The following is a 21015-nucleotide window of genomic DNA, read 5'->3' as shown; positions in this document are numbered from 1 at the left end:
AGATAGCCACACTGTCCGATAAATCATTTTGTCGGACAGTGTACTTATTTATACGTTGAGTTTTTTTCCTTCTATATAATACACAATAACCTAATCACAGTAATATATTCAAAAATATAAAAAAGCGGGAAACAAATCTATATAACATAGACCTGATTCCCGCCGATTCTATTAATGTATATTAGTGAATGAAGTTGTGGCTTGAAACTTGAGAAGCACTGATTGTTCTAGTGTTCTTTTCGCCTAATCCGCCGCCGAACTGCATTTCTGATACTAAGATTGATCCGTCGCCGTTAACACGTTCAACGATTGCAACGTGCCCCTGGCCGTAAGCTCCGTTTGTGTATGCAGGAGCCTGCATTACCGCACCTACTGAAGGTGTGTTGTTTACTGAGTAACCCGCCGACTGTGCATTTGAAGCCCAGCTCTTAGCATCTCCCCAGTTATTTCCTACGCTCATGCCCATTGCTGAACGTTTTTCAAACACGTACCATGCACAAGTTCCCCATGAGTACCAGTTCTTACCGTTTGAAACACTTGATACCGGAGTTGCTGCTGCAGGCTGCTCTGCTTCTTCAGCCTCTTCGGCTGCAGCCTGTTCTGCTGCTCTTTCAGCCGCAGCTGCTTCAGCTTCTTCAGCTGCGATTCTGTCTGCTTCAGCTTGTTCTGCTGCTGCTTCTTCAGCTGCTGCTTCTTCAGCTGCCTTTTGAGCTGCCGCTTCTTCAGCTGCCTTTTGAGCTGCCGCTTCTTCAGCTGCCTTTTGAGCTGCCGCTTCTTCAGCTGCCTTTTGAGCTGCCGCTTCTTCAGCTGCCTTTTGAGCTGCCGCTTCTTCAGCTGCGATTCTGTCTGCTTCAGCTTGTTCTGCTGCCGCTTCTTCAGCCGCGATTCTGTCTTCCTCAGCTTGTTCTGCTGCCGCTTCTTCAGCTGCGATTCTGTCTGCTTCAGCTTGTTCTGCTGCCGCTTCTTCAGCCGCGATTCTGTCTTCCTCAGCTTGTTCTGCTGCTGCTTCCTCAGCTGCAATTCTGTCTGCTTCAGCTTGTTCTGCCGCTGCTGCTTCCTCAGCTGCGATTCTGTCTGCTTCAGCTTGTTCTGCCGCTGCTGCTTCCTCAGCTGCAATTCTGTCTGCTTCAGCTTGTTCTGCTGCTGCTTCCTCAGCTGCAATTCTATCTGCTTCAGCTTGTTCTGCTGCTGCAATTTCTTCTGCTGTCGGTTCAGCTGGTTCTTCTTCAACAACCTCTGCAGCCGGTTCAACTTCCTGTACTTCTGCTACTGCTGGTTCTTCTTCAACAACCTCTACAGCTGGTTCAACTTCCTGTACTTCTGCTACTGCTGGTTCAACTTCCTGTACTTCTGCTACTGCTGGTTCTTCTTCAACAACCTCCACAGCTGGTTCAACTTCCTGTACTTCTGCTACTGCTGGTTCTTCTTCAACAGCCTCTGCAGCTGGCTCAACTGCCTGTACTTCTGCTACTGCAGGTACTTCTTCAACAGCTGGTGCAGCCGTAGCTGTTCCATCAATTGAAAGTTCCTGACCAACGAAGATAAGATCAGATGACAGGTTGTTTAACTTCATGATTTCATTGTAATCCATTGAAAGTTCCGCTCCGATTGCCCAAAGCGTATCTCCCGGCTTAACTGTATATGTAGATTCATTATTTGCAGGAGCAGGTGCTTCTTCAGCTGCCTCAGCTTTAACTGTAAGAACATCCCCAGGGAAAATAACGTCACTTGAAAGTTTGTTATCAGCTTTCAGATCTGCAACTGTTGTGCCGACTTCGTTAGCTATTCCCCATAAAGTGTCTCCACTTGATATTGTGTACTCATCTGCTGAAACTGTTGTCGCCGCTACACCTGTAATTGCTGTTAAAGTTGCTACTGAAACTACTGTCTTTTTCATATAGTGAATTTCCTCCTGCCAAATAATTTGTTTTAAAGTTATATGTTTTTAATCTTTAAGTATGTTTTTGTCTGATGTTTTTCATTCGAATATATCTATTAAGACACGATATAAACTATAGCATAATGAAAATTGAAAAGGCGCATTGTAATATACTTGTAATATAAAAGATATTTAACGGAAATGTTGGAGGTGTTTCTTTACAATTTATATATTTAAACAACATCATTATTAGGTCAAAGACTGATATCATCACTAGTAACTTTATTTACTCATATAACTTTACAAAAATATTGATTCACATTTAATTTGATATATAAGTAATTATTTCACATTCTTGTTTTTGAACATGCAAAAAGACACGGACATTTTTCAGATGTCCGTGTCTTTTAAAATCTATTGAATTATTTTTGTTCCGACAGCCATTCAACCAGTGCATCCAGGTCTTTTGGATCTTCTACCATACCGCCTGGCATAACATTTGTTCCGTCAACAATAATCGTACGGATCTGCTCTCTATCCAGCCTCGAACCGACTTCCTGCAGATTCGGTCCCGAGGCACCTTCGAGGTCAGCCCCGTGACAGCTGAAACACGACGATGCACGGTATACTGCTTCACCGTCTTCCGCCGATGCCTGTCCGGCACCCGGAACGCGGGCTTCTTCCGAGTTTTCTTCATTTCCGCCGCATGCCCCGAGTAAAAGTACCATACTAAAGCCTGCAGTCAGCAGCATTTTTTTCATTAAATACAGACCTCCATATATATTACATACTCCAGCGCAGATACGCATGAATAAACGGCGATAAATCCCCATCCATGACTTTATCAGTGTTACCTGTTTCGTGATTTGTTCTATGGTCTTTAACCATTGAGTACGGGTGGAAGACATAACTTCTGATCTGGCTTCCCCAGCCTATTTCTTTCTGTTCACCTTTAATATCATCAATTTCCGCTCGCTGCTCTTCCAGTTTACGCTGATAAAGTTTTGCTTTCAGCATCTGCATTGCCTGTTCGCGGTTTTTAATCTGTGAACGTTCATTCTGACATGTTACGACTACGCCGGTCGGAAGGTGCGTAATACGTACAGCTGAATCAGTCGTGTTGACGTGCTGTCCGCCGGCACCGCTCGAACGGTACGTATCGATTTTAATTTCATCGGTATTGATTTCAATTTCAATATCCGTATTTTTAAACTGCGGCGTCACTTCACATGATGCGAATGACGTATGACGGCGCCCGGATGAATCAAACGGTGATATTCTCACCAGTCTGTGCACACCTTTTTCAGCTTTTAACAGGCCGTAGGCGTTCGGTCCTTTAATCGATATAGACACGCTCTTTACGCCCGCTTCGTCTCCGCCCTGGTAATCCAGCGTTTCCACTTTAAAGCCTTCCGACTCGCTGTAACGCTGATACATACGCAGCAGCATTTCCGCCCAGTCCTGTGATTCTGTACCGCCGGCACCGGAATGCAGCTCTAAAATCGCATCGAGAGAATCGTGTTCACCGCTCAGCAGCAGGTTCAGTTCATACTCTTCTATTGCTTCCGACGTTTCTTTAACGGATTCTACCAACAGTTCGGCCAGTTCCTCATCGTATTCTTCACGCAGCAGTTCGTGCGATGTTTCAATATCATCCAGTGAACTTTTCAGCGAGTTGAATCCGTCGACAATTTTCTTCAGATGGTTATTTGAAGCAATAACCTCCCCTGCTTTGTCGCTGTCATTCCAAAAATCCGGATCGAGCATAAGCTCTTCATTTTCCTGTATTTGAGTCTCTTTTTCTTCTAAGTCAAAGAGACCCCCTGAAGTCATTTATTTTATCTCTGCCGTGCTGTAAAAAGTTTTTTACTTCGCTTAATTCCATATAATTTCCCCTAACTTATTGTCCGTGACAGTTTTTATATTTTTTTCCCGAGCCGCAAGGACACGGATCGTTTCTGCCGACTTTAACCTGGCGTTTTACCGGCTGCTTTTTCGCTTTCGGTTTGCCGTCGCCGGTCTGCATCTGTTTCTTGTCGACGACCTGTTCACGTTTCATTTCCTCATCCGTGCGCACTGTCGTTTTCAGTACGAATTTCGAAGTGTCGTCTTCAATACTTACAAGCATGTTTTCAAACATTTGAATACCTTCATTCTGGTATTCGCGGAGCGGGTTAATCTGACCGTATGAACGGAGATGGATTCCCGTTCTCAGCTGGTCCATGCTGTCGATATGTTCAACCCACTTCTGGTCCATCGTGCGGAGCATCATCATACGTTCGAATAAACGCATTTTCTCAGTACCGAGCGTCTCTTCTTTTTCAGCGAGATGCGCTTTAATTTTATCCATGACAACCGTATAGATTTCTTCCGGACCGCGGCCGCGGATATCATCAATACTGATGTCATCTTCAGAGAGATACATATCAGTCAGAGTTTTTACATACTGTTCGTAATCGATATCTTCTTCATTATCTAAATCGTAAAACTCAACCGTACGCTGCACCGAGCGTTCAATCATGTCGTTTAACAGTTCCGACACATCGTCGTGATCGATAATTTCATCTCGTTCACCGTATATAATCTCACGCTGTTTACGAAGTACTTCGTCGTATTCAAGCAGTCGTTTACGCGCATCAAAGTTATTTCCTTCAACGCGTTTCTGCGAAGATTCCACACCGCGTGAAATCATTTTGCTCGTCAGTTCTTCTTCGCTCATACCCATGCGTTCCATCATCGCCTGAATTCTTTCAGAACCGAAACGGCGCATTAAGTCATCTTCAAGCGACAGGTAGAAAGTACTTTCCCCTACGTCACCCTGACGTCCGGAACGTCCGCGGAGCTGGTCGTCAATACGGCGCGATTCGTGGCGCTCCGTACCGATGACTGCAAGCCCTCCGAGTTCTTTCACACCTTCGCCGAGTTTAATGTCCGTACCGCGTCCGGCCATATTCGTCGCAATCGTAACCGCGCCTTTTTTACCGGCTTCTTTAATAATTTCCGCTTCACGTCCGTGGTTTTTTGCATTCAGTACATTATGGCGAATTCCGTGTTTTCGCAGCAGATTTGAAATCAGCTCACTCGTTTCAACCGCAACGGTACCGATTAAAATCGGCTGCCCCGCACGGTGACGCTCTATAACATCTTCAACAACTGCACGCAGCTTAATTTCTTCCGCTGCGTAAATTCTGTCAGTATTGTCGATTCTCTGAACCGGTTTGTTCGTCGGAATCTGAGTCACACGCATATTGTATATATTCATAAACTCTTCTTCTTCCGTTTTCGCCGTCCCCGTCATACCTGACAGTTTGTGGAACAGACGGAAGAAGTTCTGGAACGTAATCGATGCCATCGTGCGCGATTCATTTTGAATGTCCACACCTTCTTTTGCTTCGATTGCCTGGTGCAGTCCATCTGAGAATCTGCGGCCTTTCATCGTACGTCCTGTAAACTGGTCGACGATCAAAATCCCTTCATCTTCAACGACGTAATCCACGTCGCGCTCCATCGAGAAGTTCGCTTTTAACGCCTGGTTTATATGGTGCAGCAGGCTCACGTGCTGAACGTCATACAGGTTGTCGATCTTAAACCATTTTTCCGCTTTCTCCATGCCGGATTCATTCAGCTGGATGTTACGCGTTTTAATGTCGTATGTGTAGTCCTCTTCTTCTTTAAGCATTTTTGAGAACTGATGCGCCTGCACATAATACGTTTCGCGCTCTTTGGCCTTGCCTGAAATAATTAACGGTGTACGCGCCTCATCGATTAAAATCGAGTCGACCTCATCGATAACAGTAAAGTTTAAGCCCCGGAGTACACGGTCCTGTTTATAAGTCACCATGTTGTCTCTTAAATAATCAAACCCAAGTTCGTTATTTGTCGTATACGTAATATCCGCCGCAAATGCTTCGCGTTTCTCCGTGCTGTTTTTCGCATTCAGGTTTAAACCGACAGTCAGACCGAGGAAGTTGTAAAGCACTTCAAGTTCAGCCATCTGAATTTCAGATAAATACTCGTTGACTGTAATAACGTGCACGCCGCGGCCTGTCAGTGCATTCAAATACACCGGCATCGTCGCAGTGAGCGTCTTACCTTCCCCGGTTTTCATCTCTGCGATGTCGCCTTTATGCAATGCGATACCGCCCATGATCTGTACTTCAAACGGCTCCATGCCGAGCGTACGTTTCGATGCTTCACGGACAATCGCAAAAGCTTCCGCCAGCATGTCGTCGAGCATCTTCTCTTCTTTCTTTCTGTCTCCTTCAGCAGTCTTTAACTGTTCCTGGAACTCAGCAGTTTTATTTTTAATATCATCATCGCTTAATTTTTCTATTTCCGGTGCAAGTTCAAGCACTTTCTGTGCCTGTTTACGCAACGTTTTTAACTCTCTTTTGTTGCCGTCGAACAATTTATCCAAAACACCCATGGATTTTCTCTCCCTCGTGAAAAATTACCTGTTTATACATCATTACATTTTACCACCATTATATAGGAAAATAAAATATGTAACATTAAAAAACCCCGAAGGCAGTTAAACTGCCGACAGGGTTTCATGTAATTTCATCATTAATTTGTTTCAATTAAACCGTATTTACCGTCTTTACGTCGGTAAACAATACTTGTACCGTCAGTTTCTCTATCATTAAAGACAAAGAAGTCATGTCCGAGCATGTTCATCTGCAGTACCGCTTCTTCTGAATCCATCGGTTTTAACGTGAATTCCTTAGAACGGAAAATTGCAATCTCGTCATTGTTTCCATTGTCTTCCTGCGCACCATTTTCAAACGCTGATGCATTGAAGAAATCGGCCTCAGGATTTTTCTCTCTGAATTTGCGGTTGATCTTAGTTTTATGCTTGCGGATTTGTCTTTCCAGCTTGTCGACGACTAAGTCAACTGCCGCATAAAGATCATCGTGTCCTTCCTCAGCACGCAGCGTTAAATCTTTCATAGGAATCGTAATTTCAACTTTACCCCGTTTGTTATTACGTACCTTGATGTTTACGTGTGCATGAGTATTTGGTACATCGCTGAAGTAACGTTCAAGCTTTGCAACCTTATCCTCGATATGCTCGCGGATCGCATCTGTTACCTCAATGTTTTCGCCTCTGATTTCAACTCTAATCATGATGAGCCCTCCTTATAAGTACCTCTGTTTCTATCTTTATTATATCAAATGTGCTGCGTTTTTGAAAACGTTAACACATCAATATTCTGAAAATTTAAAGATTTTACCGCAACAGCCGCCTGGTGCATCGTAATGCCCGTTGTGTATATGTCATCGGCTATGAGTAATCTCTTACCCGATAAGTTCATGTCTCTAACATTTTCCAGCAAATAAAATGGATTTGTACTTTTCAGCCGTTCAGCCCGCGACAGTTCCGACTGTCTTTTCACCTTTTTTGTACCGAGCATATCCGTGTATTTAACCCCGAGCGCTTTAAGTATCACGGATGTCTGATTGTACGTCCGTTCTTTCATTCTGGAATCTGACACCGGAACCGGCACAACATAGTCATACTGTTTAAAATTAAAGTCGGTTAACAGTGCAATGACTTCACTGAGTGCATAGTCCCCGACAAATTTATACCGGTGCAGGAGAAGCTTCATTTCCTCGTTATAGTCTGTCACTGTATACATCTTATCGACAGCAGGATAAAGTTCTCCGAGCAGACGGCAGTCGCGGCATATATCAACTGCGGTTACGACGAGCTGATGGCACCTGCCGCACCGTTCACCCGGATATTTAAACAGAAGTGCACTGCGGCAATCCTGACAGAGCGGCACATCTCTTTGAAAAAACGAAATCAGCGTCGGTTCCCCGTTCACTTTATGATGACAGTACAGACATCTCATAATGCGGTCCTCCCTCTGTTAAAGTCCCGTATTACTTTAATCGTCCGCCTGATGTCTGTCGTATTAAACACCGTGAGCAGCCATATATTTCCCGTCGGGTCTTTCGGTTTTCTGCCGACGCGCCCTGAAATCTGTATCAGCCCCGCACTGTCAAACCGGTGCGCGTCGACGACGATGACATCGAGATACGAAAAAGTAACTCCCCTTTCCAGTATTGTTGTCGTTAATAGTATATCGAGTTCCCCGTCGCGCATCCGCTGCACTTTTTCAAAACGTTCCGCATCCCCGCTGTATACAGACTCCATGCGCGGATATTTATTTTCAAGCACTGCTTTAGCCCGCTGCATCATTTTTATATCCGGAAAAAATACGAGCACTCTTCTCTGATTATTAACTATTGTATCGAGCAGTGATTCCAGTTTCTTCGGCATCCTGTTTTTATTTATATATTTTTCAGCATTGTGAAAAATAACTTTCGGCACTGCGAGATCATGGCCGTGGTAGCGCCGTGCAATGGTGACGATATTATCTTTTCCCGCCATTTTTTTCATCGGGGCTGCCGGTGTGGCTGTCATCAGAATAATAGACCCGTCAGCTGCTGCCGCGCGTTGAATTGTCTCCATTAACAAAGGCTCTTCCGGCAGCGGAAAGGCATCGACTTCATCGATGATAATAACGTCGTAATGATCCTTGTAATTAAACAGCTGATGGACTGTACAGACGGTAAACATATTAGTAAATACCGATTTGACGCCGCTGTACATTAAATCGATGCGTACCCCTTTAAACGCTTCAGCGAGTCTTAAATACACTTCCTTTACGACGTCGATACGCGGTGAGACAAAAGCGACATTCAGTCCGTTCCGCCGCGCATACTTTATCCCTTCAAATGTAATCTCGGTCTTCCCTGCCCCGGTCACCGCATAGAGCATCAGATTATGCCGCTGTTTAATTGCCTCCGTCAGTCTCGCGCTTGCCGACTTTTGTATTTCATTCAGTTCAAATTCAAGCCTGTAATCAATATTGTCACGGGCTCTAACTGTCGGATAACCGTACAGCGGCGTCACAGAATCCGAACGGCCGAGCGTAATACAGAACAGACAGTAGGTAATGTCTCTTTTGTGATACTCTGAGTAATACGTATAAAAAAGCGTCCTGTCTTTATTGCCGCAGCGGTTGCAGTGGTCATTTTCCACTCCCGCCTCAAACATGATGTCCGGTGCACTGTGATTTAATATCATAATATTCCCCCAATAAAAAAACCGCAGCCTGAATAAGCTGCGGTTTAAAAATATAAAATTATAAGCCTGTCGTATCAACTTTGTAAGTGGTAAAACCGATGCCGAGTGCGCCTTCCCCCAAATGCGTGCCGACTACCGGACCGAATTCCTGCAGTACAAATTTCACCTGCGGAAATTTCTCTTCAAATTCCTGTTTATAACGTGCACCCATCTCCGGTGCATTGCCGTGAATAATACAGGCAGTCAGTTTCCTGCCTTCGTGCTTTTCAAATTCAGCCTGCAGCAGCGCTTCGATTTTCGCCATCGCTTTTTTATGCGTGCGGATTTTTTCGATTGCTACAATTTTACCGTCCTGGAATTCCAGTATCGGTTTAATTTTTAACAGTCCGCCGATAAATGCCTGTGCATTTGATAACCGGCCGCCTTTTTGCAGGTTTGTCAGCGTATCGACAAGGAAGTATGCATTCATACTGTGCTTCTGTTTCATATCATTGACATCAGCGAGCACTTCTTCCAGCGTCTTATTATTAATGTTCTGCGCTGCATACAGCGCCATAAAACCGAGCGGTGCCGCCGCAATTTCAGAATCAACAACGTGTACGTTAATACCGTCGACACTCGCTGCCGCCGCTCTCGCATTCTGGCACGTACCGCTGATTTCCGCTGACAGATGGAAACTGATAACATCCGTGTAACCGTCGCGGTACAGCGACTCGAGCAGTAATATATAATCACCGATTGACGGCTGACTCGTTGTCGGCAGTTCATCCATCGCAGCCATTTCTGCGTAATACCATTTATTGTCTATTTCATTTTCTTTATATATTTCATCACCCACCACTACGTTCAGCGGGATTGTATATATGTTATGTTCAGTTAAAACATTTTCGGGTATATAACTCGTTGAATCTACCACAACCGCAACTTTCATATGCGTCTCCTCCCATTCATCTCGTAACTATTCTACTACATTACAGACATATGATAAACTATTATGGAGGTGTTTTTAATGGAACAAAAATACATGAATTACAAAACTGCGGAAACTGAAACAGACATTAAAAAGTCCCGGTTTTTATCGTTTATCAAACGGACGGAATCCGAAGAAGAAGCCAAAGCATTTATTAATGAAATTAAAAAAAAGCATAAAGCGGCAACGCATAACTGCAGCGCCTATATCGTCGGCAAAAGTGCGCTGATTCAAAAAGCTGATGACGACGGTGAACCCCAGGGCACGGCCGGCGTGCCGATTCTTGAAGTTCTGAAAAAAGAAGAGCTGTATAACGTGGCTGTTGTCGTTACGCGGTACTTCGGCGGAATTAAACTGGGTGCCGGCGGACTGATCCGCGCGTATTCACAAGGGGCATCGAGCGCTGTCGAGGCAGCAGGCAAAGTTATCGAAGTACCAATGGTCCCGCTTAAAGTCACACTCGATTATACATTTACGAGTAAATTCGAACATTTCCTCGGCACCACCGATGTAACGATTGTGTCCCAGGAATATACTGATAAAGTCAGCTACCTGCTTCACATAAAAGAAGAAGGCGTTGACGACATCGTCAACACCTTAAAGGAAATTACCAGCAACAGTTTTGAATATGAAGCCGGTGATATTATTACTGCAGAAGAAAAAATCTGATTCTGCTATGGAATCCGGTCAAATATTTTCTGGAAAAAGTTCAGTACGGGACGGCGGTTTGAACCGATCAGGTTCGTCGCTTCGACGACCATGTTCATCGTGAACAGGAGAAGCAGCCCGATAATAACCGCTCCCGGTATAGTTGCCAGATACATAATGACGCCGCCGATCGCAAACAGCAGTGCAATGAAGTAAATCAGCACAACCGTCTCCCTGTGGGAAAAACCGAGCTGCTGCACTCTGTGATGCAGGTGGTTTTTATCTGCCCGCATAACGGAGACACCTTCCCTGTACCGCCGTATTGCAGCAAAGAAAATATCCATGAACGGGACGCCGAGAATAATAATCGGGAAAAACAGCGAGATAAATGTAATGTTTTTAAAGCCGATAATCGACAGGACACCGATAATGTAACCGAGCATCATCGCACCGTTATCACCGAGAAATGTTTTTGCAGGGTGAAAGTTATACGGCAGAAATCCGAGACATGCACCAAGTAAAATAATGCAGAGCATCATGACAAATATATTCTGCTGGAATATTGTAATGACGGCGATGCTGGCCAGTGCAATAATCACGACACCCGTCGCCAGACCGTCGAGTCCGTCGATCAGATTAATCGCATTAATAATTGCGGCAAGCCAAATAACAGTGACCAGAATTGAAAAAATACCGAAGTTGATTTCAATGCCGAACGGCGTTATCGTATCGATGACAATACCGTACGAAATCGGTACTGCAATCGCCACAAGCTGACCGAGAAACTTAATAAACGGCTTCAGGTCATACTTGTCATCGATAACACCGATCAGGCAGATCACAAATGCACCGATAATAATCGGTTTATATTCAGTTTCAACCGGCTGGGCAAACAGCGTTACAATCGTAAAACTGAGCAGTATTGCCACACCGCCGAGGTACGGCATCGGCACTTTATGAACTTTGCGGTAATTCGGATAATCTACAAACCCGAAGCGTTTCGCAATAAATATAAAAAGCGGCACGATGACTAAAGATATCGCGAACGATATACATAATATAAATAAAGTATACATATTCTCACCCGTATTTTTAATCCAATTAAATATACCATATCCGGTATAAAATGTTTCCTTTTTAAATAATCCAATGATAATTTTCCTAAATGTATAAATCATTGTATAATATAGACAATAATTCATCCGGTCAGGAGGCGCGCTATGTTTGTTGATTTTCTGTTAAATATCGCACTGATTATAAGCGGTATATACCTCTTTTACCGTATTCAGTTTTTCGAAGAAAAAAAGATTGTGGAAACAGGTTTATTTCAGTCGCTTTTAATGACTACATTATCTATCTTATCACTGCTCGTGCCGATCAGCACTTTGCAGGGCGAATTTGCATTATTCTTTATTCCGCTGTTAATACTCGCGGCCTATAATACATTTTACTACGGTCTTCTGTCAGCTGCCGTCGTGTTTTTTTTCTATCATTTCATTTTTGACCACAGCATCGCACCGTACGTCGTATTTATCGTACTTTACATGCTGTTTCTGATGATTGTACCGTTTATGCGTAAAATTACGCATACGAATCTGGTTGTGACGAACATAATCTTCTCTTCTTTATATATGATTATTCTGAACCAATTCTTCTACAATATATCATTAATGACGGGTATAATACTACTCGTTGTAACATCGCTGATTATATTTGTTGCACATATGATGTACGAGGATATTAATGCCATTTACAAATTAAACAAACGCATCGACGACGATGAGTTCATCGATCATCTGACACAGCTCGGCAACGTTAAGTCGCTCGATAAGCTGGTCGATGATCACTTTGAAAACGACGACTCGCTGAGTCTCCTGCTCATCGATATCGACAGCTTTAAATCATATAATGACAAACACAGTTACGATTCAGGAGACAAGATTATAAGCCAGATGGCGTCGCTGTTAAAAAACTACGTGCCGACCGGCGGTCATCTGTTCCGGAATTCGGGCGAGGAGTTCGCAATGGTCATTCCGAACCTGTCATTCGATAAAACCGTGCGTCTTGGAGAAGCGATCCGCAACAGTGTGGAATTTTCGAAGTTCCACATTAACGAAATTGATACGGTCGATGCGACGGTGTCGATCGGCGTCGGCTATAAAAATACAGCCGGTGCAACGAAACGCGACCTATTGAAAGAAGCGGAAGGTGCACTGTTTGAAGCGAAAAAACTGGGACAAAACAGAGTAATGTTTGCCCCAATCGGATAATAAAAAAACGAGCCCCGGCTCGTTTTTTTAGTCTTCCACACTCGCCAGAGTGCTTAATGTAATTTTGCTGTGCGAATCATGCCATTTCACTTTTTTTCCTGAGAAATAAAATGCCTGCGGTGATTCGTGTTTTATTTCATAAGTTTCAGAGATATAGTTTGATAGTTCACGGTGATCCTGGACGATTAAATAATACCCGTCCATGTCTCTTTCATAGTGGAATTTTTGAAATTCTTCAAATGCCGATGCAGAAATCGGACAAGTGTTACTGTGTTTTAAAAAATAAAATTCATTTTTATCTTTAATTAGATTTTGAAATGCATCTATATTGGTTATTTTAGTTAACATTTCATCACACCTTTCATTAACTTTATATAATTTATCACTTATTTAAAAATATAGCAAATCACATTAATGACATATGATATAATGCAACTGAACTGGAGGTTTATTTATGACTAAAAAATTAAAACGCTGGACATTCCTTGATTCTGTTAATGCGATTCTGTTTATCGTTGTTTTACTGTTCCTGCTGGACTTTCAGAACGAAGGTCTGATGTCCTGGATTCTGCTCGCGGTATTTGCGTTCTGGCTCATTACAGTAGTGATCAGAAATATAATGATTTCGAAAATCGTAAAAGATCCGCAGCATCCTTTACATAACATACAGACAGGCAAAAATTCCGGCAGCAATATAAAAAAATGAGACTCCTAACGGGTCTCATTTTTTTTGCTTTCAAGCGTTTCTTTGAACTGGCTGTCGAGCGTTGCAGCTGTTTCGACTAAAGGCAGAACGTTCTGCAGCGATATTTCCTGCAGGTTTTCCGCCGACATCATTACATTTTTACGTTCTTCAAAATACGTGCGGTAATTATAATACATCTCCAGTGAAATCGTACGGGCACGGGTTGCTTTACCCGTTGAAATATTCAGTGCATTCAGTGCGGAAATATGATCATCGAGCATCGGCAAAAGAATCTCGTTCGCATACTGCTCTTTCTCTTCAACACTTTTCTTGTTATGGAAGGCCGTTGAATGTTCGTCCAGTTCAGCACTGTTGTCATTCAGCACATCGATCAGCTGGTTAATCTCATCAATCTCCTCAGCGGTTTCCGCTGATTCGATAATATTGTCGCGTTCTTCCTGATGTGTAATAAACGACTGGCTTAAAGAAACGAGCTGTTCGTTTGAATCAATGGATAAGACATACGAGTTTAAAAACGATGACATCTGCCTTGTAAAATCCTGTTTTACCTTAACACTCTCACTTAAAGTACTGTGCAGTTCCTCAAGTTCGCTGTTTGTCACTTCGATGCCGTCGAGTTCCTCGGCCATGCTCTTTGTGATCGGCACGAGGGTTTCATCGACTTCAGTTTTTAAGTTCTGCAGATATTCGATATCCGTCTCGCCATCCCCGTAATACATCGTCTGAAGTTTTGTAAAATCCATATTATTTACAGTTTTATTAAATTCATTATTAAGTCCGGTCAATTTCTCTGTACTTTTTTCATAAGTATGTAAATCAGCTTCCAGATTATTGCCGCATGCTGCAAGCACTGCTATTAAAAGCAGCATCAGCGGTCGTAAAATCAGCGATTTGCCATTCATATAAGAACCTCGCTTTATGAATAATTTACTTTCTTTTAATACGGTATATTATATCATATATTATGTTAGTTTAAATTTTTTGGTATTTAAACTATAATATACAGTAAGTATGATTTGAGAGGACAATTGATTTGGATAACTTACAGCTTACCCAGGAGCTTAAAAAGATACTGACTTCATCAGCCGTTAAAGTTGATGAACCGTTAAATAAATATACTTATACAAAAACAGGCGGTGCGGCTGACATATACGTCGAAGCCGGTTCTATCGATGACACGGCAGCGGTGATCAGGTTCGGTAAGAAAAACAATCTTCCCGTTACATATCTCGGCAACGGCTCGAACATTATTATTCGGGACGGCGGCATACGCGGCATTGTCGTCAGCCTGTTAAACCTGAACCGTATTTCTGTCGACGGCGTTACGCTGATTGCTGAAAGCGGTGCGGCAATTATCGAGGCATCACAAACGGCACTGAAGCATGAACTTTCAGGACTTGAATTTGCATGCGGCATTCCGGGCTCAGTCGGCGGTGCGGTCTATATGAACGCAGGCGCCTACGGCGGCGAAGTCAAAGACTGTCTGAAGCACGTTACTGCCATTAATGAAATGGGCGAGTTTGTAACGCTGACACTCGATGAGCTTGAGCTCGGCTACCGTACGAGCCGCGTGCAGACAGAACACCTCGTTGTGGTTTCTGCCGAATTCGAGTTATCAAATGAGAAAACACACGAAGAAATTAAAGCAGTCATGGACGAACTGACAGAAAAACGCGAATCCAAGCAGCCGCTCGAATACCCTTCATGCGGCAGCGTGTTCCAGCGCCCGCCGGGCAACTTCGCAGGCAAGCTGATCCAGGACGCAGGACTGCAGGGCCACCGCATCGGCGGTGTCGAAGTTTCTAAAAAACACGCTGGCTTTATGGTCAACGTCGACGGCGGATCAGCAAGCGACTACGAAGAATTAATTAAACACGTACAGGATACAATCCAGGATGAATTCGGTGTTGTGCTTCACCGTGAAGTCCGCATCATTGGAGATAAACTGGAAAAATAGAATCTGATTCAGACCGGCGAATATTGAATTCGCCGGTTTTTTTGCTGCGCTTTTAGTGCAGCTTCGTGAAGGGAAACAGCATCATTGTATTACTGCAGGCTTACGCTATGCCCCGGAAAGCTGACGTACGGATTGCTTACTCTAAAGATAATTATATAAAAAACCGGAAACCCCTCAGGGTTTCCGGCCGTATATCATCATCATATTTAATTTTTATTCTGCTGTTGCTGCGTCTACTGCTTCATTAATCTCTTCAACTTGAGATAATGCAGTTAAGTAACCGCCTGAGTTTAAGTACCAGTTCTGAGGGTTCAGTTCATATACGTTGCCGTTTTCGATTGCGTCAACGCCTGAAGTCACTTCATTTTCCAGTACGTCTGATGATGTTGCCTCACCTTCAGATACTGCTGCACCGCGGTCCATTACAAGAATGATTCCCGGGTTGGTTTCTGCGATGAATTCAAAGCTGATTTCGTTACCGTGTCCGTCTGTTGCTTCTTCTGTCTGTTCACCTGCTGATGTGAATCCGAAGTCATTGTAAAGGAAGTCGTAACGTCCGCCTACACCGTGGAATGATAAGTTTCCGCCGTTAGTCTGAATGAACAGCATCGGCAGTTCTGATGCTGCAACTTTCTCGTTAACTTCTGCAAGTTTAGCGTCCAGCTCGTCTACAAGTTCCTGTGCTTTGTCTTCCACTTCGTACATTTCACCGATAAACATCGTCATTTCTTTAACGTCTTCAAAGTAGTTTGAGCTGTCTGCAGCAACGTGAATAATTTCAGCGTTAGGTGCTGCTTTTTCAAGTTCACCCACTACGTTTGAGTTTGCCTGACGGCCGTGAATCATAATGATTTCAGGATCGAGCGCTGCCAATGCTTCATAGTCCGGCTCTTTCAGTCCGCCAAGATTTACGTAATCTTCGTCTGATTCATATACATCAGAGATTGTGTTTCCAAGTGAAGCATTGTTTTCACCTTTTGGAAGTCCCATAATGTTTTCTTCAAGTCCAAGTGCTGCGAATGTTGAAGCGACACCAAGGTCAAATACTACAACTTTGTCAGAATTTTTTGGAAGTTCTACAGTTTCGTCGATTTGTGTCCCCTGGCCTTCTTCACCGCGTTCACCGGTTCCGATTTCGAATTGGTTGTCATAAGCAATTGTGCCGGCTGATGCTTCTTCTGAAGATTCTTCGTCAGCAGACTCTTCTCCTGCTGATTCTTCTGTACCTGTTTCTTCTGATCCTTCTTCTGTCGATGTATCTTCTTCTGAACCGCCGCTGCACGCAGCAAGTACTAAGATTACTGCCATAGTCAGTATTAAGTATAATTTTTTAAATTCCATTTTATCTCTGTTCTCCTCTTAATATGTTTTTTAGCCCCCACTAAAAAAATACTGCGCTACTTACTGAACACATTCGAATATCGAAACCTCACCTCCTTTAATGGACGCTGCTGTTACGCGTTGCCGATTAAATAGTTTGCTGCGAGTTCTGTCGAATCCCCTTCGATGACCCCATCGAAGTAGAAACAGATTCTGTGTCCGCAAATTGACTCTATATTAATTTCCATTTCATAGATGCCTTCAAGCACTTCTTTAGTAATTACTTCATTCGCTGTGCCGCTGATTGCAATTTTACCGTCCTTCAGCGCAACGATGTTATCCGAGTAGCATGACGCAAAGTTAATATCGTGAATAACGATAATAATCGTCTTGTTCTTGTCGCGGCAAAGTCTGCGCAGAATCTGCATAATCTGCACCGAGTGCTTCATATCCAGGTTGTTCAGCGGCTCATCGAGGAAAATGTACTCCGTATCCTGCGCAATTGTCATTGCGATATAAGCGCGCTGGCGCTGACCGCCCGACAGTTCGTCGAGATAACGGTCTTCAAATTCCTTCAGTCCCATATAGCTGATTGCTTCGTCGATGATTTCCTCATCTGTATCGTTCAGTCTGCCTTTTGAATACGGGAAACGCCCGAATGAAATTAACTCTCTTACTGTAATTTTCAGTTCGAGGTGGTTCGACTGCTTTAAGATTGTAATCTTTTTAGCGAGCTCACCGTGCGGCTGGGTGAAAATGTTGTCGCCTTCAAGTAAAACTTCTCCGCTATTTTTATCAAGTAAACGTGTGATCATTGAAATGACTGTACTTTTACCGGCGCCGTTCGGTCCGATAAGTGAAGTAATCTTACCCTTCTCTATGTCAATTGAGACGTCATCTACGACTGTTTTACTGCCGTATTTCTTAGTGATTCCCTTAACACTAATCATGTACGATTCCTCCTAAGCATTAAGTAAATGAAGTAAACTCCACCTACTAAATTAATAATAACACTTAATTCAATGTTATTCCCGAATACGAACTGCACGACCATCTGTCCGATGACCAGCGTAATAATGCTGATCAGTGCTGTACCGAGTATCAGGTATGAATGCCTGAATGTTTTCAGAAGTTCGTGCGCCAGGTTGACGACGAGAAGTCCGAGGAACATAATCGGTCCGACAAGCGCTGTTGATACCGAGACCAGTATCGCTACAATAATTAACAGTCCCGATACTTTGCGGTCATAATTAATGCCTAAGTTTAATGCATGATCGCGGCCGAGCGACAGAACGTCCAGCGCGCGGAAATCTTTAAAGATAATGATCAGCATCAGTATAACGATGATTCCCGTAATGCCGAGCAGCGATTCATCGATTGCATTAAACGAACCGAACAGCGTGCCCTGCAGAATTGAGAAATCTTCCGGACTGATTAAAATCTGCATGAACGTCGATAAATTCCCAAAGAATGTACCGAGTATAATACCGATTAAAAGCAGCAGAAATATGTTGTTTTTCGTTAGTTTAAATAAAAACTTAAAGACAAATAATGTAAACAGCACGAGTACACCCATACTTAAGAAGTAGTTGTACTGCGAGTTTAATAACAGCGGCGAGCTCACGCCCGCTAAAAATACGATTGCTGTCTGAATGAATGTGTAAACCGAATCCAGTCCCATAATCGACGGCGTTAAAATTCTGTTTTTAACGATTGTTTGGAAAATAACCGTGGACACGGCAATTGCTACTGCGACGATAACGATTGCAAGAATGCGTTTAAGTCTCGACGGCAGCTGATAAAAATATATGTCCGGATTTAATCCATATAGTGTGTAAAACGCAAGCAGTCCAATCGACAGGAGTGACAGCATAATAATCACTTTAGTATTCTTATGCATTTTTAACCCTCCTGAATATGAGGATCAGGAAAATGGCACTGCCGATTGTCGCGATCATCAGACCGACTGATACTTCATACGGCGCGATAATAATACGCCCGAGAATATCACAGATCATAACGAAAATTGCGCCCGTAACCGCTGTAATGGTCAGCGTGCCTTTCAGATGATCTCCCCGGAATATCGAAACGATATTCGGTACAATCAGTCCGAGGAACGGCAGCATCCCGACTGATACAACGACGATTGCCGTCATCGCAGCAGTTAAAAACAGACCGATGTTAACGATTAACTTGTAGTTCAGTCCGAGGTTCGTCGAAAAGTCCTCCCCCATTCCGGCCACAGTAAACTGTGCGGCATAAAGGAATACGATGATAAACAGCGGAATACTGATATATAGAATTTCATATTTACCCGATATAAGCGTTGAGAAGCTCCCGTGCATCCAGCCTGAAATCGCCTGGAGCATATCGGCACGGAGTGCAAGAAACGTTGACACACTTGCCACCACACCGCCGAGCATCATTCCGATAAGCGGTACAAATATAACATCTTTAAATTTAATACGCGTAATTATACTCATGAACAGCATCGTTCCAAGCAGTGCAAGCGCGACTGCGAAAAATAATCTGCCCATCATGCTGATCGCCGGGAAAAAAATCAGTCCCAGTAAAATACCAAGCTGTGCCCATTCTGTCGTTCCTGCTGTCGTTGGAGATACGAACTTGTTACGTGTCAGCTGCTGCATAACGAGCCCGCATACTGCGAGCGATGCACCTGCGATGATGATTGACACGGTCCGCGGCATGCGGCTATGTATAAGAATAGACATCTGATTTTCAGTTAAAGTGAAGATGTCCGTAATATGTATTTGGCTGACTCCGACAAACATAGATAGTATTGATAGTACGATCAGTAGGAAAATTAATATATCTAACCTAAACAACTTCTGAATCATGTCTTCCCACCTTAATTGAAAATGATTATCACTGATAACCATACATGCATTATACACTGTCAGAATTTGCAATTCAAACCCTTTATGTATATTTATTGTTTATTATAAAAATAAGCTGCCTGTAAGGCAGCTCACCCGGTCCCGTCTTAACTGATAATGATTGTTTCCCCGGTCGGTATATCTTTATCGTGACTTAAAATTGCTTTAATTTTTTTAATTGCTTTATGATTCGCACGTTCTTCTTCGGTAGTTTTATACGTCGGACGGTAACTTAATGCATACACGTCGACATCTTCGCGGCGCAGCTCGACAGATGTTGAATGCGTCAGCGCCTCAATCGCACCCGTTACTGTGTAGTACAGGTTGCGTTCAAACACTTCTTCAAACGCGGGTTCGATAACGTTAATAATCTTCGCATCGTTCTCAACTTTTAATAACGGACGCAGCGTGCGGATTCCGAGGTAAGTCCCCCACACGTGCTCATACATCACATCGTTAAACTCGTTAAAGCTGACGTTGTACACCGTTTTATCGTCTGTGAAAATGGAGTGAACAAGAATGATGCCGTTCAGCGACTCATAGTTTTCTTCAATCTCATCGACGATATCGAGCCAGTCAATTTCCTTCGACTGTTCCAGCAGAACGATTTTATGCTGACCCGGCGTACCTTCGAGCGTTTCATACACTTCTTCAAGTTCGGCGTAATCAAGCCCTGCCAGTATAAGGTTCGCATTATTCTGAGCTAATTCCAGCGCAGTCTCCCTGCCGAGCAGAGTGGCTGCACCCGACACGATATAAGTTTTACTTGTTAGATCCATAATATCCTCCTAGAATTGCCCGTAGTATTACTATAATAATACACTATTATTCAACAGTCACGGATTCTTCAGGCATTGTGTGAAGCTGGAAAGCATCGACATGTGCAATCACACTGTACTCGCCCGGTTCTTCAAACGTATACTCAAGCACATACTCGCCGTTTTCCGAATGTTCCACTTCAATCATTTCAAGTGATTCGTCACCTTTCAGCACTTCGAACATCACCTGGTCAGCATCAGTGACATCCTCTTCGTTTGAAGTCACGTGAGCAGTAAACTCTGCAGCTTCACCCGATGAAATGCTTTCAGGCGTCTGCAGATCCACCTCAAGTGATCTGATTTCATCGTTTGACGGACTGTCGTGATTCATATCGCCGTGATTTTCGCCCTCATCAGAACATGCTGCGAGTGTTAACCCTGCTAGCAGCATTGCTGATAAAAGTCCTGCTTTGATTTTCATTTATGTATCCCCATTTCCAATAATTCTCTCCCA

At 43.5% G+C, this 21015-nt stretch carries 21 protein-coding genes; 4 read left to right on the top strand and 17 right to left on the bottom strand.

What is annotated here, in order from left to right; translation table 11 throughout:
• Nucleotides 1-181: 181 nt before the first annotated feature.
• The 8 genes from RZ44_RS11520 to RZ44_RS00890 form a co-directional block, all read right to left on the bottom strand.
• Nucleotides 182-1897, bottom strand: a complete 1716-nt coding sequence (locus RZ44_RS11520; protein ID WP_052108707.1) for a CHAP domain-containing protein — start codon at nucleotides 1895-1897, stop codon at nucleotides 182-184.
• A 404-nt stretch (nucleotides 1898-2301) separates the two neighbouring features.
• Nucleotides 2302-2640, bottom strand: coding sequence for a c-type cytochrome (locus RZ44_RS00920; protein WP_035807503.1), 339 nt, complete (start codon nucleotides 2638-2640; stop codon nucleotides 2302-2304).
• Between the two features lie 22 nt (nucleotides 2641-2662).
• A protein-coding gene (gene prfB / locus RZ44_RS00915; RefSeq protein WP_197692999.1) for a peptide chain release factor 2 occupies nucleotides 2663-3764 on the bottom strand; the annotation gives its coding sequence in 2 pieces (ribosomal slippage) (nucleotides 2663-3700 and nucleotides 3702-3764; 1101 coding nt in all).
• 15 nt (nucleotides 3765-3779) lie between these two features.
• The gene (gene secA, locus RZ44_RS00910) at nucleotides 3780-6305 is read right to left on the bottom strand and encodes a preprotein translocase subunit SecA (protein WP_035807502.1); all 2526 of its coding nucleotides are present in this window, start codon (nucleotides 6303-6305) and stop codon (nucleotides 3780-3782) included.
• Nucleotides 6306-6445: 140 nt separating this feature from the next.
• Nucleotides 6446-7006, bottom strand: coding sequence for a ribosome hibernation-promoting factor, HPF/YfiA family (gene hpf / locus RZ44_RS00905; RefSeq protein ID WP_035807501.1), 561 nt, complete (start codon nucleotides 7004-7006; stop codon nucleotides 6446-6448).
• Between the two features lie 44 nt (nucleotides 7007-7050).
• A complete protein-coding gene (locus tag RZ44_RS00900) occupies nucleotides 7051-7734 on the bottom strand; it encodes a ComF family protein (protein WP_035807500.1) in 684 nt (227 codons plus the stop codon).
• On the bottom strand, nucleotides 7731-8975 hold the full coding sequence (locus RZ44_RS00895) for a DEAD/DEAH box helicase family protein (protein WP_035807499.1): 1245 nt from the start codon (nucleotides 8973-8975) through the stop codon (nucleotides 7731-7733). Before RZ44_RS00895 ends, RZ44_RS00900 begins: the two co-directional genes overlap by 4 nt.
• Nucleotides 8976-9033: 58 nt before the next feature.
• Entirely contained in the window at nucleotides 9034-9906 is an 873-nt protein-coding gene (locus RZ44_RS00890) for a DegV family protein (RefSeq protein ID WP_035807498.1), read from the bottom strand.
• Between the two features lie 78 nt (nucleotides 9907-9984).
• On the opposite strand from RZ44_RS00890, the gene RZ44_RS00885 reads away from it, so the two are divergent.
• Nucleotides 9985-10614, top strand: a complete 630-nt coding sequence (locus RZ44_RS00885) for a YigZ family protein (RefSeq protein ID WP_035807497.1) — start codon at nucleotides 9985-9987, stop codon at nucleotides 10612-10614.
• Nucleotides 10615-10619: 5 nt separating this feature from the next.
• Here the strand turns inward: RZ44_RS00885 and RZ44_RS00880 are convergent, their stop codons facing one another.
• Complete coding sequence (locus RZ44_RS00880; protein ID WP_035811431.1) at nucleotides 10620-11669, bottom strand: glycosyltransferase family 4 protein; 1050 nt, start codon at nucleotides 11667-11669, stop codon at nucleotides 10620-10622.
• Between the two features lie 144 nt (nucleotides 11670-11813).
• Between RZ44_RS00880 and RZ44_RS00875 the strand changes: the two genes are divergently transcribed.
• On the top strand, nucleotides 11814-12863 hold the full coding sequence (locus RZ44_RS00875) for a GGDEF domain-containing protein (protein ID WP_035807496.1): 1050 nt from the start codon (nucleotides 11814-11816) through the stop codon (nucleotides 12861-12863).
• Nucleotides 12864-12890: 27 nt separating this feature from the next.
• Here RZ44_RS00875 and ytxJ read toward each other — a convergent pair whose 3' ends face one another.
• Nucleotides 12891-13211: a bacillithiol system redox-active protein YtxJ gene (gene ytxJ, locus RZ44_RS00870; protein ID WP_035807495.1), complete on the bottom strand. Its 321-nt coding sequence runs from the start codon at nucleotides 13209-13211 to the stop codon at nucleotides 12891-12893.
• A gap of 106 nt (nucleotides 13212-13317) precedes the next feature.
• On the opposite strand from ytxJ, the gene RZ44_RS00865 reads away from it, so the two are divergent.
• The gene (locus tag RZ44_RS00865; protein ID WP_052108705.1) at nucleotides 13318-13569 is read left to right on the top strand and encodes a hypothetical protein; all 252 of its coding nucleotides are present in this window, start codon (nucleotides 13318-13320) and stop codon (nucleotides 13567-13569) included.
• Nucleotides 13570-13574: 5 nt separating this feature from the next.
• On the opposite strand, the gene RZ44_RS00860 is transcribed toward RZ44_RS00865, so the two are convergent.
• Nucleotides 13575-14471 carry an EMYY motif lipoprotein gene (locus RZ44_RS00860; RefSeq protein WP_035807494.1) on the bottom strand — a complete coding sequence of 299 codons (897 nt, stop codon included), beginning with the start codon at nucleotides 14469-14471 and terminating at the stop codon, nucleotides 13575-13577.
• A gap of 131 nt (nucleotides 14472-14602) precedes the next feature.
• Between RZ44_RS00860 and murB the strand changes: the two genes are divergently transcribed.
• Nucleotides 14603-15526 carry a UDP-N-acetylmuramate dehydrogenase gene (murB, locus tag RZ44_RS00855; protein ID WP_035807492.1) on the top strand — a complete coding sequence of 308 codons (924 nt, stop codon included), beginning with the start codon at nucleotides 14603-14605 and terminating at the stop codon, nucleotides 15524-15526.
• 213 nt (nucleotides 15527-15739) lie between these two features.
• On the opposite strand, the gene RZ44_RS00850 is transcribed toward murB, so the two are convergent.
• From RZ44_RS00850 to RZ44_RS00825, 6 genes are all read right to left on the bottom strand, one after another.
• On the bottom strand, nucleotides 15740-16867 hold the full coding sequence (locus RZ44_RS00850) for a siderophore ABC transporter substrate-binding protein (RefSeq protein ID WP_035807491.1): 1128 nt from the start codon (nucleotides 16865-16867) through the stop codon (nucleotides 15740-15742).
• 113 nt (nucleotides 16868-16980) lie between these two features.
• Nucleotides 16981-17796 (bottom strand): iron ABC transporter ATP-binding protein, encoded by an 816-nt coding sequence (locus RZ44_RS00845; protein WP_035807489.1) that lies wholly within the window; start codon nucleotides 17794-17796, stop codon nucleotides 16981-16983.
• A complete protein-coding gene (locus tag RZ44_RS00840) occupies nucleotides 17793-18746 on the bottom strand; it encodes an iron chelate uptake ABC transporter family permease subunit (protein WP_035807488.1) in 954 nt (317 codons plus the stop codon). Before RZ44_RS00840 ends, RZ44_RS00845 begins: the two co-directional genes overlap by 4 nt.
• Nucleotides 18739-19704: an ABC transporter permease gene (locus RZ44_RS00835; protein ID WP_035807487.1), complete on the bottom strand. Its 966-nt coding sequence runs from the start codon at nucleotides 19702-19704 to the stop codon at nucleotides 18739-18741. Before RZ44_RS00835 ends, RZ44_RS00840 begins: the two co-directional genes overlap by 8 nt.
• Nucleotides 19705-19850: 146 nt before the next feature.
• Nucleotides 19851-20522: an SDR family NAD(P)-dependent oxidoreductase gene (locus tag RZ44_RS00830; RefSeq protein ID WP_035807486.1), complete on the bottom strand. Its 672-nt coding sequence runs from the start codon at nucleotides 20520-20522 to the stop codon at nucleotides 19851-19853.
• 46 nt (nucleotides 20523-20568) lie between these two features.
• Nucleotides 20569-20982, bottom strand: coding sequence for a FixH family protein (locus RZ44_RS00825; protein WP_035807485.1), 414 nt, complete (start codon nucleotides 20980-20982; stop codon nucleotides 20569-20571).
• Between the last annotated feature and the right edge of the window lie 33 nt (nucleotides 20983-21015).

Source organism: Jeotgalicoccus saudimassiliensis, assembly GCF_000756715.1.
Taxonomy (GTDB): domain Bacteria; phylum Bacillota; class Bacilli; order Staphylococcales; family Salinicoccaceae; genus Jeotgalicoccus; species Jeotgalicoccus saudimassiliensis.
Note: the sequence above shows the minus strand (reverse complement) of the source record. Positions and strands in the feature narration are given on the sequence as shown.